Raw genomic sequence first — 14,607 nt, 5'->3', positions numbered from 1 at the left:
CCTCCCGCTGGCATATGCGGCCCCGTTCTACTCGCGTCCTACTCCGCTCCCGGCTCGTCGGGCTCATTACCCGGCAGGGCCTGCTCGAACCAGACGACCTTGCCCATGCCCTCGGCGCGGGCCCCCCAGCGCAGGGCGAGCCTGCGGACCAGCTCCAGGCCCCGCCCGCCCTCGTCGGCCTCGGCCGCGTGGCGCTCGCGGGGCGGGTCGGGCAGCGGGTCGGAGATCTCCACCAGCAGCGTCTCGCCCAGCGTCAACCGGACGCCGATGGGTGCGCTGGCATACCGGACGGAGTTCGTGACCAGCTCGCTGACCAGCAGTTCCGCGACGTCGGTGAGCGCCTCGACGCCCCACTCGGCGAGTGTGCCGCGGACCAGCCGGCGGGCCCGGGAGACGGCGGTGGGCTCGGCCGGCAAGGTCCAGCCGGCCGTCGGGGTGCCGGCCTGGCCGTGGCCGAGCCGGGCCAGCAGGAGGGCCACGTCGTCGGGCTCGCGGCCCTGCTCCATGGTGTCCAGCACGGCCTCGCAGGCGGCCTGGATGGAGGCGTGCGGCTGTTCGAGCACCAGGCGCAGCCGGCCGAGTCCGACGTCCAGGTCCTTGTCCCTGGACTCCACCAGGCCGTCCGTGCACAGCGCCAGCAGGCTGCCCTCGGGGATCTTCAGCTCGACGGACTCGAAGGGGACGCCGCCGACGCCGAGCGGAGCGCCGGAGGGCAGGTCGAGGATCCGGCCGGCGCCGCCGGGCAGCGGTCCGCCGTTGCGGGTCGGCTCCTCCCCCTCCCCCGGGACGATCAGCACCGGCGGGATGTGGCCCGCCTTGGCGACCGTGAGCCGGGCGGTGGCCGGGTCGAACACGGCGTAGATGCAGGTGGCCAGCAGCGCCTCGTCCGGGCCCTGGGCGAGGTCGTCGGCGAGCTCGTGGACGTGCCGCAGCAGGACGTCCGGCGGGAGGTCCAGGGCGGCCAGCACGCGGACGGCGGTGCGCAGCCGGCCCATCGTGGCGGCGGCCCGCAGGCCGTGGCCCATCACGTCGCCGACCACCAGGGCGGTGCGGTCCCCGGGCAGCGGGATGACGTCGAACCAGTCGCCGCCGACCTCGGTGCCGCTGCTGCCGGGCACGTACCGGTAGGCGACCTCGACCCCGGTCGGCTGCGGGACCTGCTGCGGGAGCAGGGTGCGCTGCAGGGTGAGCGCGGCGGTGCGCTCCCGGGCGTAGAGCCGGGCGTTGTCGAGGGAGCTGCCGGCCCGGTCGGCGAGCTCCACGGTGAAGGCCAGGTCGTCGCGGTCGAAGCCCTCCCGGTAGCCGGCCCGGCTGACCAGCAGCAGCCCGATCACGATGCCGCGGGCGCGCAGCGGCACCACCAGCATCGAGTGCACGCCGATGTCGTGCGCCGCCTGCATCTTCGGGTCGCCCGGGTAGGTGACGTCGCCCAGCTGGTCGGCGCCGGAGAGCAGCTCGGGGACGCCGGTGCGCAGCACCCGGCCGCAGGCCGAGTCCTCGGCGAAGGTGATCCGGGCGCCGCGGCGCAGCATCACCTCCACCTCGGGGCCGTCCTGGACGGAGGCGGTGCCCAGCTGGAGCAGCGAGGTGCGGCGGTCGTGGCCGTGCCGGGGCAGGTCGTCACCGTGGGCGACGGCCTGCAGCAGGATCACCGCGGAGTGGTCGGTCAGCCGGGGGACGACGGCGCTGGCCAGCTCCTGGGCGATCCGGGAGGCGTCCAGCAGGTCGCCGACCCGGGAGCCGAACTCGTTGAGCAGCGAGAGCCGGCGGCGGGCGTGCTCGACCTTGGCGACCGCCCGGTAGCGCTCGGTGACGTCCATCACGGTGCCGGAGATGCCGAGCACCCGGCCGGCCCGGTCGGTCATCCGGCTGTAGGAGATCGAGCGGTAGCCGGAGCGGGCGGTGACCGGCGAGGCGAGGGTGACGTCGATGACCGGCTCGCCGGTGGCCAGCACCTGGCGCTGGATGGCGGTGATCTCGTCGGCGGCGCGCTCGGGCAGGGTCTCACCGGTGGTGCGGCCGACGTGGTCCTCGGTGGCGACGCCGTTCATCTCGGCGAGGGTCTGGTTGACGGCGGTGTACCGCAGGTCGGTGTCGAGGATGGCGATGCCCAGCGGGGACTGCTCGAACAGCGCGTCGCGGACGGCGAGGTCCCGCTCGACGGCCTGGACGGCGTCCGCCTCGGCCAGGTTGGCCTGGAGGAACGGGGTGCCGTCGCCGTCCACCAGCAGGGAGATCCGGGCCTCGACCCGCACGTCGGCGCCGTTGCGGTCGCGCAGCTCGGCGAGGCCCGCCCAGCGGCCGTGTCGCAGGGTGGCCTGGATCGCCGTCCGGATCCGGGCGACCTGGTCCTCGTCCGGGATCAGCTCGTCGATCCGACGGCCGACCAGCAGCTCGTTGGGCCAGCCCAGCAGCTCCTCGGCGGCCGGGCTCCACAGGACCACCCGGCCGGAGGTGTCCAGGATCGCGATGGCGACCCTGACCACGTCGAACAGGCTGCCCCCGGTGTGCTCGGCCGGGGCCGCCTGGGCGCCGCCGGAGCCGGCGGGGAAGGGCCGGCCCGGCAGACTGCGCAGGCCCGCCCGGGGCGTCGTGTCGGGCACCACGAGGGAGGGGGCCGGCTCGGGGGCGCCCTCGCCCCGGCGGCGGACGGGCTCCGTCGGCGGCGGCGCCTGGCGCACGCCGCGGCGCAGCCGCGCGCGGGCGGCTGCACCGCCCGCGGCGCCCGTACGCCGCGCTCCCCCGCCGCCGTTACCGGTACTCGACACCGACGGGGCCTCCGGCTCTGGTCGGGATCGGCGTCGCCGGCTGGGGACGGCTCACCGATGGTGACGAATAGTGCCGAAAAGTGACATACCCAGCAGAACCAAGGCTATCCCGGCTGGTGCTTCGTCTTTTCCGATTGGCCTACCCGGCGTATCGCGCGTCGCGGGGGCCGGCCGCCGGGGCCGGGTGTTCGCCCGGGAGTTCGCCCGGCCGTGGGTTCAGTCCGCGGTGAGGAGGCGGGCGACGTGCGGGAGGACCTCGCGGTCGTGGTCGAGCCAGTCCACGTCGCCGAATTCGGCGGGGGTGAGCCAGCGGAGTTCGGAGTGGTCCTCCAGCGGGCGGGGGTCGCCGGAGAGCAGTTCGGCGGCCCAGAAGCGCAGCTCCAGCCCCGGCCTGACGGTCCAGGAGCCGGGCAGCTGCGCCAGGGCGCGCGCCCGGACGCCCAGCTCCTCCAGCAGTTCGCGCTCCAGCGCGGCGGCCTCGGTCTCGCCGGGCTCGGCCTTGCCGCCCGGGAACTCCCAGCGGCCCGCCACCTCGGGCGGCGCGCTGCGGCGGGCGGCCAGCACCCGCCCGTGGTGGACGAGTGCGCCGCCGACGACGATCCGGTGTTCCGTGGCCTTCTCCATGGCCCTGAGCCTAGGGCCCTGGGCCCTGCCCGCCGGGGTGCGGGCCGCTTGCCGGTCAGGGCGCCTCGGCGGCCTCGGCCTCCACCCGGTAGAGCTGCTTGTGGCCGCGCGCCTCGAACTCCGCCGCCAGCCGCTCCGCCTCGACCCGCTCCAGGCCGTCGGCGACCAGGAAGCGGTTGCCGTTGTCGTCCTGCCTCATCACGCGATGGGTCCCCATGGCGCCGAGCGTAGTGCGGGTGTCCGAGCGTAGTGGGAGTGTCCGAGCGTCGTTCGGGTGTCCGAGCGCCCTGCGGGGTGCCGCAGGCGTCCGGGGCGGTGCGCGGCCCGGCCCGCGTGGGGGTCGGGCCGGGGCCGCGCACCGAAGGACGCTACGCCCCGCCTGCTACCGGCGGGTACGGGCCGGGTTAACGCCCGGTAAGACGTGCCGCGGTCCGGATCAGGCCCGGATCAGGCCCGCGCCTCGCCGGCCTGCTCGCCGGTCGACAGGCCGAGCTCGCGGCGGATCTCCACGACCTGCTTGCCGGCCTTCGCCTCCAGGGCCTTCGCCCGCCGCAGCTCGCGTTCGAGCGCGGTCGCGTCGACGGTCTTCACCACGACGTCCCAGGCGGCGGCGGCCTCCCGCTTGCCGGCCACCATCTCGGCCAGCTTCGGCTTGGCGCCCTCCGGCCAGACCGTCGACCCCTTGGACAGGTCCTCGGCCTCCTTGCGGGACGCCGCGGCCATCTGGCCGGCCCACGACCAGTACTCGGGCCGCGCGTCGGCGATCTCGGCGTCGGGCTCGTTCGCGGAGGCCGTGTTGAAGGCGCGGGCGGCCTCCAGGTAGGTGAGCTGGGCCGCGGTCAGACTGCCCCGGTCGGTGTGGACGCTGCCCCGGTGCTGGCCCTCGCGGTCCTCGTAGGCGCAGGTGACGTACCGCTCCCCGGCCTTCCAGTTGCCGCGGCCGGGGTAGAGGTAGACCTCGTCCATGCCGTCCGGGACGGCCCAGCTGTCGAGGGCGTACTCCTCGAGCACCGGTCCGCAGAGGCGGGCGGCGTCCTCGCGGACCTTGCTCTCGCCCGGGTAGGCCGGGCTGTCGCCCGTGGGGGTCCGGGTGGTGCCGGCCACCTCGCCCTGGTGCGGGAGCAGGCACGGCACCTTGAGCACCCAGTAGACGGTCTGGTCCCCGCCCTCCGCGTCGTCCTCGGCCGAGCCCCCGGGCTGGTTGTAGCAGTCACCGGACTTGAGCGAGCCCCAGTGGACGGCCCCGGGCGGTGCCTTGGGCACCCGGCCGGGCCGGTCGCCGTCGGCCGTGTCGACGGTGTTCCCGAGGACCAGCACGGTTGTCGCGGCGACCACCACCACACCGGCGGAGAGCACCAGGGCCGCGACCGCCATGCCCCGGCCGCGCTCGTTGCGCTTCGGGATCTGAACCAGCGCGGTGATCGCGAAGGCCACCGCCAGCGGCCACATGCAGAGCAGACTGGTGATCAGCGCGGCGACGGCGAAGCCGTTGGTGACGGTGGGCGCCTGCGGATAGGCGTAGCCGGGCTGGAAGCCGGACACCGCGCCGGGAGCGACCGCCGCCCAGCCGGTGGCCTGCGGCCCGGGCGGGACGGGCGCGCCGGGCGGCGGCAGGGCACCGGGCGGCGGCAGGGCCGCGCCGGAGGCCGCCGGGGCGGCCCACGGGTCGACGGGCGGCGCGGGCGCCCCGGCAGGGGGCGTGGCCGCTTCGGTGCCCGGCTCGGCGTCGGGCCCGGTGTCGGACCCGGCGTCGGCCCGGACCGGCTTGGTGAACTCCACACGCTCGACGGGCTGCTCGGCGGAGCCTCCCGCAGCAGGCCCCACGGGAGGCTCGGCAGGGCGCTCGGCGGGTGCCGGGGTGTCCGACGCGGTGCGGGGCGCGTCGGGCTCGGGCATGGACACGTGGGACTCCCCCGGCCCGCCGGAAACGGGCATCAGCTCGGCAGTTCGACTCGACCGTTCCGCAGACGGAGCAATGGAACGGACGCGCGACTTTACCCGATCTTGGGGATCACTCCGCCACCGGTTTCCGGCCGCCGCCGACACCGCTACCCGCGCGCCAGCACCTCGCCGTGCAGCATCGCGAACCACCCGTCCTCGGCGGCCGCCCACTCCCGCCACCCGGCCGCGATCCGCTCCAGCTCCGCCCGGTCCGCGAACCCCTCGGCGACCGCCGCCTTGGCGATCGCGGAGTCCAGGATCCGGTCCGCCCACAGCCCGCCCCACCACGTGCGCTGCTCGGGCGTCGCGTACGTCCAGGTGGACGAGGTGGCGGCGACCTCGGTGAAGCCCGCCGCGCGGGCCCAGGACAGCAGCCGCCGCCCGGCGTCCGGCTCGCCGCCGTTGGAGCGGGCGATCCGCTGGTACAGCGCCAGCCAGCGGTCCAGCTCCGGCGCCTGCGGGTACCAGGTCATCGACGCGTAGTCGACGTCCCGGGCGGCGACCACGCCGCCCTCGGCGGTGACCCGGCGCATCTCGCGCAGCGCCTGCACCGGGTCGCCCACGTGCTGCAGCACCTGGTGGGCGTGCACCACGTCGAACTCCCCGTCCGCGTAGCGCAGTCCGTGGACGTCGGCGACCTCGAAGGCGACGTTGTCCAGCCCGCGCCCCGCGACGTACGCGGCGGCCTGCTCCAGCACCTCGGCCGAGGCGTCCACGGCCACCACCCGCCCGGTGGGGCCGACCAGTTCGGCCAGGTCGGCGGTGATCGTGCCCGGTCCGCAGCCGACGTCCAGCAGGGCCTGGCCGGGCCGCAGTTCGGGCACCAGGTAGCCGGCCGAGTTGGCGGCGGTGCGGGAGCGGTGCGAGCGCAGCACGGGCTCCTGGTGGCCGTGGGTGTAGACGGTGTCGGGCTGCTGTCCGGTCATGGCGTCCCCCTGGGATGCGGTCGGTTTCGCGACGCCTCCGACGCTACTCCTTGTCCCGTATGACGAGAAGATTCGTCTCACATTCTGACCCGACGGCAACGGAAAACGCCCCCGCCCGGATCGGGCGGGGGCGCTTCCGCCTTGCGGATCGGACTAGTTGACGGCGAACCAGGTGGTGCGGGACTTCTTCCACTCCGGGTGGGTGAGGTCCTTGGCCTCGGTGCCGTCGCCGTACAGGTCGGCGGAGCCGTCGTCGGTGATCACCTGCACCCGCGCGCCGGGCGCGGTGAGGTCCGGGACGTCCACCACGGCCTCCCAGCCGCCGGCGTCGCTGGTCGGCAGGTCCAGCACCTTGACCGGCGCCGAGCCCGGCTGCCCGTTCCAGCGGTAGAGCGCGTACGGGTCGGAGTTGTCGTCGGCGGCCCAGGAGCCGGCCACGATCAGGTACTGGTCGGCCGCGTTGCGCCGCAGGTCGCGGATGGCGAGCCCGCCGAGGTCCAGCTCGATCGGGGCGCCGAACGTGGCGTGCGCCGAACCGCCCGGCAGGGACGAGAAGTTGGTGACCGGCACGATCAGCGCCCGGCCGCCGGTGACGGCCGGGGTGAGCGGCGCGCGGAAGCCCACGTAGGCCGTGGTGGTGCTGCCCGGCGCGAACTCCAGGCCCTCGACGTTGAATCCGTCGATCTGCTTGGGCGCCTGCCCGCCGGCCGCGCCCGCCGCGAAGCCGTAGCGGTTGCCGTTGGCCTGGTCCCAGGCGATCAGGTCGGCGCGCAGCCCGTGGTACGAACCCGCGAGCGCCAGCTGGGTACCGGCCCCCGAACCCGTGATCGTGGTGGCGAACACGGTGTGCCGGTCGGGCTTGACCTCGCCGTCCTTGTTGTTGCCGAGCGAGCCCGTCCAGTAGATCGTGTTGCCGACCCGGGCGGCGCCCTCGATGTCGATCTCCTTGGAGACGCCGAGCGCCGAACCGAAGTCCCAACTGCGCACGGGCGCACCGGAGGCGTTGCGGTCGTACAGCCGCAGCACGTTGGACTCGTCGTCCGCCACCACCAGGTAGCCGCCGCCCGCGTCCACGGCCGCCGAGGCGTCGCTGGAGCCGGTCAGGTACCGGCTGTCGGCGGAGTGCTGGACGGCGGGCGAGGCCGCGTAGTGCAGCGTCCTGGTGGCCGTCTTGCCGCCGAGCCCGGTGACCTTGATCGTGAGGTCGGTGTAGCCGACGCCCTGCGCGGCCACCGCGAGGGTCCGGGTGCCGGTGGTGCCGGCCACCGTCACGTCCGTGGTCCGGGCGACGCTGCTGCGCGTGCTGGCCGAGGCGGCCACGGTCAGCGCGGAGACGCTCGCGCCGCTCTGCGCCACGGTGACGGCGACCGTCGGGTCGCCGGTGGCGCCGACCGCACCGGAGAGGTAGCCGGCCGAGAGGGTGATGGTGGGCGTGCCGTAGGAGGCCGCGGTGGCGGAGCCGACCGGCAGCGCGACGGCCGGCAGCACGGCGACGGCGAGCGGGAGGATGCCGCGGGAGAAGCGGGACACGGGGCTGGCCCTTCGACGAGGGGGCGGTGCGAGGTCCGGACCAGGGTGGGGGCGGCGGGCGAACGGCGCCCCTACGGGAACCGGCCGCCGGACGAACAGCAACCCTCCGGGCCCTGCGCCGTCACGGCGGGCCGTAGTGTGGACGGATCCCTACAGAAGACGGTCCTCCATGCCCCGGCCCTTTGTCCTGCTGAGCGCCGCGATGTCGCTCGACGGGCACCTCGACGACGCCTCGCCCGAACGGCTGCTGCTCTCCAACCCGGCCGACTTCGACCGGGTCGACGAGGAGCGCGCGGCCGCCGACGCGATCCTGGTGGGCGGCAACACCCTGCGGGCGGACAACCCCCGGCTGCTGGTCAACGACGCGGACCGGCGGGCCGCCAGGGCGGCGGCGGGCCGGCCCGCGGACCCGCTGAAGGTGACGCTCAGCGCGAGCGGCCGGCTCGACCGGGCGCTCAGGTTCTGGCACACCGGCGGCGAGAAGGTCGCCTACACCACCGACCAGGGGGCCGCGGCGCTGCGCCCGGCGCTGGACGGGCTGGCCGATGTGGTGGCCCTGGGCGCGGCGGTGGAGCTGGGCGCGGTCCTGGACGACCTGGCGGCGCGCGGGGTGCGCCGGCTGATGGTCGAGGGCGGCGGCAGCGTGCACACCCAGTTCCTGGCCCAGGGGCTCGCGGACGAGCTGCAGTTGGCCGTCGCCCCACTGCTGGTCGGGCAGGCGCAGGCACCGCGCTTCGTCCACCCGGCGGCCTTCCCGGGCGGCCCGGCACGCCGGATGCGCCTGCTGGAGGCACGTACGGTGGGCGATGTCGTCCTGCTCAGGTACGCCCCGAAGGAGCCCGCGCCGTGACCGCCACCGACCTCGACCACCTCCGCCGGGCCGTCGAACTCTCCCGGCTCTGCCCGCCGTCCGCGACCGCGTTCTCGGTCGGCGCGGTGATCGTCGGCGCGGACGGCGAGGTGCTGGCCGAGGGCTTCAGCCGCGAGGCGGACGCCCACGACCACGCCGAGGAGGCGGCCCTGGCGAAGCTCCCGGCCGGGGACGCCCGACTGCGCGGCGCGACCGTCTACAGCTCGCTGGAGCCGTGCGGACAGCGGGCCTCCCGGCCGTTGCCGTGCGCCCGGCTGCTCATCGCGGCGGGCGTCCCGCGGGTGGTGGTGGCCTGGCGCGAGCCGGACCTGTTCGTCACCGACTGCCAGGGGACGGCCCTGCTGGAGGCGGCCGGGGTCGAGGTGGTGGAGCTGCCGGAGCTGGCCGAGGCGGCCCGTGCGGTCAACGCCCACCTGCTGGGGTAGGGTTTTGTATCGTTACTGAACAATAGACTCGCAGGTCTTCCGAACCCGTAGCGAGGAGCCTCGCCATGCCCGTCAACGCCACCCTGCCGCCCGTCCGCGCCCTGCTGCTGGACATGGACGGCACCCTGGTCGACTCCGACGCCGTGGTCGAGCGCTGCTGGCACCGCTTCGCCGACACCCACGGCCTCGACCGCGCCGAGGTGCTGCGCGTCGCGCACGGCCGCCAGGGCCACCTCACCATGGCCCTGCTGCTCCCCGACCGCCCGGCCGAGCTCAACCTCGCCGACAACGCGCGGATGCTCGCCGACGAGAAGGCCGACGTCGAGGGCGTCGTCGCCGTCCCCGGCGCCGCCGCCTTCCTCGCCTCGCTGGCCGGCCTCCCGCACGCCCTGGTCACCTCCGCCGACGAGCCGCTGGCCCGGGTCCGGATGGCCGCCGCCGGGCTGCCGCTGCCGTCCGTCCTGGTCACCGCCGAGTCGGTCGGCGCGAGCAAGCCCGACCCGGAGGGCTTCCTGAAGGGCGCCGCCGCACTCGGCTTCGCCCCCGCCGACTGCCTCGCCTTCGAGGACTCCGAGGCCGGTATCGCCGCGGCGCTGGCCGCCGGCATGCCCGTGGTCGGCATCGGCCCGCGGGCCGCCGCCCACCACCCCACCGCGCACGCCCTCACCCTGGAGGCGGTCACGGTCACCGCCGCCCCGGACGGCACCCTCACCGTCGGCATCGCCGGACGGTGAGGGCGCCCGCGCCCGGGCGGCGGCCTCAGCCGCTCACCCGCGGGCGCGGGCGGCGAGCCAGCCCGCCATCGCCCTGACGCCGACGCCGATCGCCCGCTCGTCCGGCGCGAAGGCGTCGTAGTGCGGGAAGGCCGACATCACGCCGGCGCCGGGCGAGCGCACACCGAGGAAGGTGTAGGTGCCCGGGATCCGACGCAGGAACAGCGCGTAGTCCTCCCCGTTGAAGGGGAACGCGCCGCGGTTCACCGTCACCCCGCGGGCGCCGAGCGCCCGGCGCAGGTGCCGGGCCAGCGCGTTGGCGTCGTCCGCGGGGCAGACCATCGCCGGGAACGGGTCCCGGGGGAAGGCCACCGCCGCGCCGGGGTACGACCGCGCCAGCCGGCGGACCTCCTCGCGCAGCTCGGCGGTGCGCTCCTCGGGCCAGCAGCGGTAGGTGGCGGCCACCTGGACCCTGCCCTCGGCGTCGGTCAGCACCCGGCTGCGGGCGACCACGAACCGCGTCAGCGGTCCGTCCGGCGTCTGCACGTCCGCGACGAGCCGCGCCAGGTCCGCCTCCGTCTGCGGCAGGGCCACCGTGGCCAGGCCGTTGATCTCGGCCGCCAGCCGGCCCGCCGCCGCGGCCGCGTCCGGCCCGGTCAGCGTCACGGTGGCCCAGTCCTGGCCCGGCAGCCCGCTGCCCGGCGTCACGGACAGCTGCCCCACCGGGAACGGTCCGCAGTGCAGGGCGTGGATCTCCTCGGCGCCGGTCTGCTCCAGCACCCCCGCCTTGATCATCGCCGCGGCGCCCTCCAGCCGCTCCTCGCCGGGCTGGAAGAGGAAGGCCACCGTGCCGCTCAACCGGTGCCGCAACTGCGCCAGCACCTGGGCGACGCCGACCCCCACCGCGGTGTGGATGTCGTGCCCGCAGGCGTGCGCCGCCGGGCGGCCGTCCACCGGGGGCATGATCCCGTCCCCCGGCACCGCGTCCATGTCGGCCCGGTAGGCCACCGTCCGCCCGGGGCGCGCGCCCTTCAGCACGGCCACCACCCCGTTGCCGCCCACGCCGGTGGTCACGGTGAGCCCGGCGGCGGTCAGCCGCTCGGCCACCGTCGCGGCGGCGAACACCTCGGCCCCCGCCACCTGCGGGTGCCGGTGGAGGTCGCGCCGCAGCGCGATCAGGTCACGGTCGAGCCGGGCGGCGACGGCCTCGACGGCACCCTGGTCCACCGGGTCCCGGCGGCGGCCGGAGTCCGCCGCGGCCGGGGTGCCGGACGCCAGCACCGCGCCGACTCCGGCCGCCGCGGTGCCCCCGATCAGACCACGACGGCTCAGGACAGGCTTGCTCGGACTGGTCATACTTCCCCCTGTGATCATGCGGAGCGCCTCCCCGCCCACCGGCACGACCGGCGGCGGGGCATGGACGGCCTACACCCAGGGCGACGACAAGGGCGACGACCGCCACCGCTCCCACCCCCCTGGAGAACTGATCGACAGTCAATCAAACATTCATCCGATCACGTCAACCGCCTGCGGATGAACACCAACCGGGAGATCGCGTTCCGCATGCCGCCGGCCGCCCCATCCGCAAGGGCACCGACGACTCGGTGCTGATCGCCCGGTGCCGCTACCACTACGAGGGTTGACCTTCGCGACCCGACCAGGTCGGCACGGTTCGACAAGCGACCGAACCGCGATCAGTAGCGGTAACGCGCCGCCAGCACAATGACCTCCCGGTCCGTGACGAGGTAGACGAGCCGATGCTCGTCGTCGATGCGTCGAGACCAGGCGCCAGGCAGGTGGTACTTCAGCGGCTCCGGCTTGCCGATCCCTGTGAACGGATCGCGCAGGACGTCCTCGATGAGCTTGTTGATCCTCGCGAGCATCTTGCGATCGCTCTTGAGCCAGGACGTGTAGTCCTCCCAGCCCTGCTCTTCGAAGACGAGCCTCACTCGACACCCCGCCCGGCATCAGCCGAGTCGGGGTCGATGAGCGTTCGCTCGGAGAGTCCTATGCCGTTCAGCGCGTTGTCGTACGCCTTCAGCAGGCGACGCGCATTCGCCGGCGAACGCAGGAGGTAGGAGCCCTCACGCAGGGAGGCGTAATCCTCGGCGGAGATGAGCACGGCATTTCCATGCCTGGACACGATCTCGATGGCGTCGTGATCCTCGTTGACCTTCTTGATCAACGGGAAGAGATCCCTGCGGGCCTCGCTCGCGGTGATGGACATCGCGCGCACCCCCTTCGGCAAGTGGTACCGAATAACGTACCACTCAGCCCGGGCTTCCGGATGGACCGGCGGCCGGCGGGAAGCCCGGGGAGTCAGCACCAGGTCAGCACGGAAATGTGGGAGGGCTCGGACTCCATGGAGTCCGAGCCCTCCGGCCTGCACACATCAGGACATGCGGCCATGACCTGATCACACGTTGAAGCGGAACTCCACCACGTCGCCGTCCTGCATGACGTAGTCCTTGCCCTCGATGCGGGCCTTGCCCTTGGAGCGGGCCTCGGCGATGGAGCCGGTCTCGACCAGATCGGTGAAGGAGATGACCTCGGCCTTGATGAAGCCCTTCTGGAAGTCGGTGTGGATCACACCGGCGGCCTCGGGGGCGGTCGCGCCCTTCTTGATGGTCCAGGCCCTGGTCTCCTTGGGGCCCGCGGTGAGGTAGCTCTGCAGGCCGAGGGTCTCGTAGCCGACCCGGCCGAGGGTGGCCATACCGGTCTCCTCCTGGCCCATGGACTGGAGGAGCTCCAGCGCCTCGTCCTCGTCCATGCCGATCAGCTCGGACTCGATCTTGGCGTTCAGGAAGATCGCCTCGGCGGGGGCGACCAGCGCGCGCTGGGCCTCCTTGAACTCCTCGTCGACCAGCTCGTCCTCGTCGACGTTGAAGACGTAGAGGAAGGGCTTGGTGGTGAGCAGGTGCAGCTCGCGCACCGAGGAGGCGTCGAAGCCCGCCTCGAAGAGGGTCTTGCCGGTCTCCAGGATCGCCTGGGCGGCCTCGGCGGCGGCCAGCGTGGCGGCCGACTCCTTCTTCAGGCGGGCCTCCTTCTGGAGCCGCGGCAGCACCTTCTCGATCGACTGGAGGTCGGCGAGGATCAGCTCGGTGTTGATGGTCTCGATGTCGTCCTTCGGCGAGACCTTGCCGTCGACGTGCACCACGTCCGGGTCGACGAAGGCCCGGATGACCTGGCAGATCGCGTCCGACTCCCGGATGTTGGCGAGGAACTTGTTGCCCAGGCCCTCGCCGACCGAGGCGCCGCGCACGATGCCCGCGATGTCGACGAAGTCGACGGTGGCCGGGAGGATGCGCTGCGAGCCGAAGATCTCCGCGAGCTTGCCCAGCCGCGCGTCCGGTACGCCGACGACGCCCACGTTCGGCTCGATGGTGGCGAACGGGTAGTTGGCCGCCAGCACGTCGTTCTTGGTCAGGGCGTTGAACAGGGTCGACTTGCCGACGTTCGGCAGGCCGACGATTCCGATCGTGAGCGACATGAAGCGCAGTCCCGTGGGCTTGGAGGAGTTGGGTCGGCACCGTGCGGGCCGATCCCCCAGTCTACGGGCAGCGGCTCAGGCGCCCGCCGCCGCCGGTAGCGGCTCCAGGAACTCCAGCCGGTTACCGAGCCGGTCGCTGGAGTGGAACCGACGGTGACCGGGCAGGTTGTCATCCCAGACGACCTCATGACCGTGGGCGGCCAGCCGTTCGGCCAGTGCGTCCAGCGAGCCCACCTGGATCCCCGGGTGCCCCTTGCGGGCAGGCCGGAACTCCGGGACCACGCCGAGGTGCACCTCGACCCCGCCGCCGCGGAACCAGCAGCCGCCGCGTGCTGCCAGCACCGGCGGCTTGACCAGCTCGGTCATCCCGAGCACGCCCGCCCAGAACGCGCGGCAGTCCTCCTCCGCACCGGCCGGAATGTCCAGCTGCACGTGGTGCAGGCGCTCGAAGGTGAAGCCGCCGGCCATGAATCCCCCTGGGTGAGTTGATCGAAGATCACATCAGTACTCCGTCCGGAGACACGGAGCAAGTCCGGACCGCCATTACACAGTGTGGCGATGATCGGACCGTACGTTGGACGGGTGGAGCAGAGCATCCGAACCCAGCCGCCAGGGCCCAGACGCCGACCGCCGAACGGCGCGGCCGGGGCCGCCGTCCCCGGGCCCGGGCGGGCCCCCGAGACCGACGGGGCCGCCGCAGGGCCCTCCTCCCGGCTACGCCCCGTGGCCGGCGCGCCCGAGCGGGCCCGCTCGGGCGGCGCCCGGCTGCGGCTGCCGTTCGGCCCGCGCGCCGAGGGGCGTGCGGACGCCCGCGGCGAGGGCCGCCCCGAGGTGCGCGTCTACGGTCGTCGGCGCAACGGCCGGCCGGCCCGGCTGACGGCGATCGGGGCCGGTGTGGTCGCGCTGGCGGCGACCGTCGCGGTGGCCGCCGTGGACCGGATGGTGTTCGGCGGCCTCGGGGTGCTGTTCGGCGTCGGCTACCTGGTGATCTGCTTCCAACTGGCCGTCCGGGTGCGCTTCGTCGACCTGCTGGCCGCCCCGATCAGCGGGCCGATCGCGTTCGCCGCCGCCCTGCTGCTGCTCGGCCCGGTGACCTCCACCGGCGTGACCGCCCAGGTGGTGGCCCTCGCGACGGGGCTGGCGCTGCGGGCCGGCTGGCTGTTCGCCGGCACCGGTCTGGCGGCGGCGATCGTCATCGCCCGGTTCGTGGCCCAGAAGCGGATCCACCGGGCGCGGGGGGGGGGGGGGTGGGGGGGGGGGGGGGGGGGCCAGAACCCCAACCCCCCCCCCCCGCCCCGCCCCCCCCAAACCAACCCCCG

At 74.4% G+C, this 14,607-nt stretch carries 13 protein-coding genes and 1 pseudogene; 3 read left to right on the top strand and 11 right to left on the bottom strand.

The window, feature by feature from the left end; all coding sequences use genetic code 11:
• Positions 1-38: 38 nt before the first annotated feature.
• From ACIGZJ_RS06970 to ACIGZJ_RS06945, 6 genes are all read right to left on the bottom strand, one after another.
• The gene (locus ACIGZJ_RS06970) at positions 39-2,768 is read right to left on the bottom strand and encodes a SpoIIE family protein phosphatase (RefSeq protein WP_396456300.1); all 2,730 of its coding nucleotides are present in this window, start codon (positions 2,766-2,768) and stop codon (positions 39-41) included.
• A 216-nt stretch (positions 2,769-2,984) separates the two neighbouring features.
• Positions 2,985-3,392, bottom strand: a complete 408-nt coding sequence (locus ACIGZJ_RS06965) for an NUDIX domain-containing protein (protein WP_396456299.1) — start codon at positions 3,390-3,392, stop codon at positions 2,985-2,987.
• Between the two features lie 55 nt (positions 3,393-3,447).
• On the bottom strand, positions 3,448-3,609 hold the full coding sequence (locus ACIGZJ_RS06960; protein WP_396456298.1) for an SPOR domain-containing protein: 162 nt from the start codon (positions 3,607-3,609) through the stop codon (positions 3,448-3,450).
• 230 nt (positions 3,610-3,839) lie between these two features.
• Positions 3,840-5,288 carry a DUF4190 domain-containing protein gene (locus tag ACIGZJ_RS06955; protein WP_396456543.1) on the bottom strand — a complete coding sequence of 483 codons (1,449 nt, stop codon included), beginning with the start codon at positions 5,286-5,288 and terminating at the stop codon, positions 3,840-3,842.
• Between the two features lie 152 nt (positions 5,289-5,440).
• A complete protein-coding gene (locus ACIGZJ_RS06950; RefSeq protein ID WP_396456297.1) occupies positions 5,441-6,259 on the bottom strand; it encodes a methyltransferase domain-containing protein in 819 nt (272 codons plus the stop codon).
• Positions 6,260-6,412: 153 nt separating this feature from the next.
• On the bottom strand, positions 6,413-7,789 hold the full coding sequence (locus ACIGZJ_RS06945; protein WP_396456296.1) for a DUF3616 domain-containing protein: 1,377 nt from the start codon (positions 7,787-7,789) through the stop codon (positions 6,413-6,415).
• Positions 7,790-7,958: 169 nt separating this feature from the next.
• On the opposite strand from ACIGZJ_RS06945, the pseudogene ACIGZJ_RS06940 reads away from it, so the two are divergent.
• Positions 7,959-9,085: pseudogene (locus ACIGZJ_RS06940) on the top strand (dihydrofolate reductase family protein).
• 65 nt (positions 9,086-9,150) lie between these two features.
• Positions 9,151-9,819, top strand: coding sequence for an HAD-IA family hydrolase (locus tag ACIGZJ_RS06935; RefSeq protein ID WP_396456295.1), 669 nt, complete (start codon positions 9,151-9,153; stop codon positions 9,817-9,819).
• A gap of 33 nt (positions 9,820-9,852) precedes the next feature.
• Here the strand turns inward: ACIGZJ_RS06935 and ACIGZJ_RS06930 are convergent, their stop codons facing one another.
• From ACIGZJ_RS06930 to ACIGZJ_RS06910, 5 genes are all read right to left on the bottom strand, one after another.
• A complete protein-coding gene (locus tag ACIGZJ_RS06930) occupies positions 9,853-11,154 on the bottom strand; it encodes a M20 family metallopeptidase (protein ID WP_396456294.1) in 1,302 nt (433 codons plus the stop codon).
• 338 nt (positions 11,155-11,492) lie between these two features.
• Positions 11,493-11,747 carry a Txe/YoeB family addiction module toxin gene (locus ACIGZJ_RS06925; RefSeq protein WP_396456293.1) on the bottom strand — a complete coding sequence of 85 codons (255 nt, stop codon included), beginning with the start codon at positions 11,745-11,747 and terminating at the stop codon, positions 11,493-11,495.
• A complete protein-coding gene (locus ACIGZJ_RS06920; protein WP_396456292.1) occupies positions 11,744-12,025 on the bottom strand; it encodes a type II toxin-antitoxin system Phd/YefM family antitoxin in 282 nt (93 codons plus the stop codon). The genes ACIGZJ_RS06925 and ACIGZJ_RS06920 overlap by 4 nt, the downstream gene beginning before the upstream one ends.
• A 189-nt stretch (positions 12,026-12,214) precedes the next feature.
• Entirely contained in the window at positions 12,215-13,288 is a 1,074-nt protein-coding gene (ychF, locus tag ACIGZJ_RS06915) for a redox-regulated ATPase YchF (protein WP_392928907.1), read from the bottom strand.
• 75 nt (positions 13,289-13,363) lie between these two features.
• The gene (locus tag ACIGZJ_RS06910; protein ID WP_392928906.1) at positions 13,364-13,756 is read right to left on the bottom strand and encodes a glyoxalase; all 393 of its coding nucleotides are present in this window, start codon (positions 13,754-13,756) and stop codon (positions 13,364-13,366) included.
• Positions 13,757-13,870: 114 nt separating this feature from the next.
• Here ACIGZJ_RS06910 and ACIGZJ_RS06905 point away from each other — a divergent pair.
• Positions 13,871-14,607 (top strand): DUF6542 domain-containing protein (locus ACIGZJ_RS06905; RefSeq protein ID WP_396456291.1); only part of this gene is annotated, 737 nt, incomplete at its 3' end.

Source organism: Kitasatospora sp. NPDC052868 (assembly GCF_044547105.1).
Taxonomy (GTDB): Bacteria; Actinomycetota; Actinomycetes; order Streptomycetales; family Streptomycetaceae; genus Kitasatospora.
Note: the sequence above shows the minus strand (reverse complement) of the source record. Positions and strands in the feature narration are given on the sequence as shown.